The 1,183-nt window shown below is 74.6% G+C and carries 2 protein-coding genes; one reads left to right on the top strand and one right to left on the bottom strand.

Going from position 1 to position 1,183, the window contains the following annotated elements; genetic code table 11:
* On the bottom strand, positions 1–284 hold a 284-nt coding region (locus tag AB0C29_RS49440; RefSeq protein ID WP_360835460.1), incomplete at its 3' end, for a maleylpyruvate isomerase N-terminal domain-containing protein.
* Between the two features lie 132 nt (positions 285–416).
* On the opposite strand from AB0C29_RS49440, the gene AB0C29_RS49435 reads away from it, so the two are divergent.
* Positions 417–1,058 (top strand): helix-turn-helix domain-containing protein, encoded by a 642-nt coding sequence (locus AB0C29_RS49435; RefSeq protein ID WP_360835458.1) that lies wholly within the window; start codon positions 417–419, stop codon positions 1,056–1,058.
* Positions 1,059–1,183: the final 125 nt, after the last annotated feature.

Here is a 1,183-nt window from a genome sequence, read left to right as displayed (position 1 = left end):
GCGAAAGCTGCCGCGGAGGCGGCGAGGGTGGGCTCGACGAGCTCGGCCGGGCTGCCGGTCAAGGAGCCGGACGGGGCGAACGGGTCATCGGCCGGGCCGCCGTGCCCAATGATGGCGGCGACGTAGGCGAGCTGGTCGCCCGCGGCGTGCTGCAGGACCTGAGCCACGGTCCACTCCGTGCAGGGCGTGGGCCGGCCGAGGTCGGCGTCGGCGAGCGCCGTGGTCGCGTCGCGCAGGGCTGCGTGGGCGCGGTCCAGAACAGTCCAGGTGGTCGTCGCGTTCATGATGTCTCCTCGCCGTGTCCTCCGGAACGGAATGGAACGTTCCGCTACCTCTGACAGTAACGGAACGATCTGTTCCGCACAAGTGTTAGCCTGATCCGGACGCCACCACCGCCGTCCGGAACGAGGTTGACCATGACGGAGCCCGAGGTCCTGAACGGCCGCCGCGCCCGGGCCGTCCGCAACGACGGCGCGATCCTCACCGCGGCCCGGGACGTCTTCGTCGCCGACCCGGACGCCCCGATCGGCGCGGTCGCCCGGGCCGCCGGGGTGGGCATCAGCGCGCTGTACCGGCGTTACCCCAGCAAGGAGGCGTTGCTGGCGACGCTCTGCCTGGACGGCCTGCGGCACTTCGTCAGGGTGGCGGAAGCGGCCGGTGTGGTGGCTGATCCGTGGGAGGCGTTCGTGACGTTCCTGCGGGGCGTCGTCGAGGCCGACGTGCACTCGCTGACCGTGTATCTGGCCGGCCGCTTCCCGACCACGCCCGAGCACCGCGTCCTGGCCGCGCAGGCGAGGGTGCTCGCGGACGGCATCCTGCACCGGGCCCAGCAGGCGGGCGCCGTCCGTGCCGACCTGGAGAGCACCGACCTGCCGATGATCTACGAGCAGCTCGCCGCGATCCGCCTCGGCACCCCGGACCAGATCCGCGAACTACGCCGCCGCTACCTGGACATCCACCTCGCCGGCCTACGCGCCGCCGCGACCTCCTACGGCAGCCTGGCCGGCACCGCCCCCACCGGCGCCGCCCTCGGCGCCCGCTGGCACCGCCCCACCTGACCCATCCCCCGCGCCCCCCTCGCCGGGCCCAACTCCGGCGCCCGCCGCGCCGGGCCCATCCCCCGCGGGCGGTGCGGGCAGCGGGCGCCCTGGCCAGAACCAGGGGTCCGCCGGGGGCGGCGGCG

The sequence above is a fragment of the Actinoplanes sp. NPDC048791 genome, assembly GCF_040650095.1.
In the GTDB taxonomy this organism is placed as follows: domain Bacteria; phylum Actinomycetota; class Actinomycetes; order Mycobacteriales; family Micromonosporaceae; genus Actinoplanes.
The sequence above is the reverse complement of the archived record's forward strand: the minus strand, read 5'-3'. Positions and strand labels throughout refer to the sequence as shown.

What these genes read in the sequence shown, in the direction of transcription:
- AB0C29_RS49435 (WP_360835458.1), top strand. Translation starts at nt 417, where the DNA reads ATGACGGAGCCCGAGGTCCTGAACGGCCGCCGCGCCCGGGCCGTCCGC.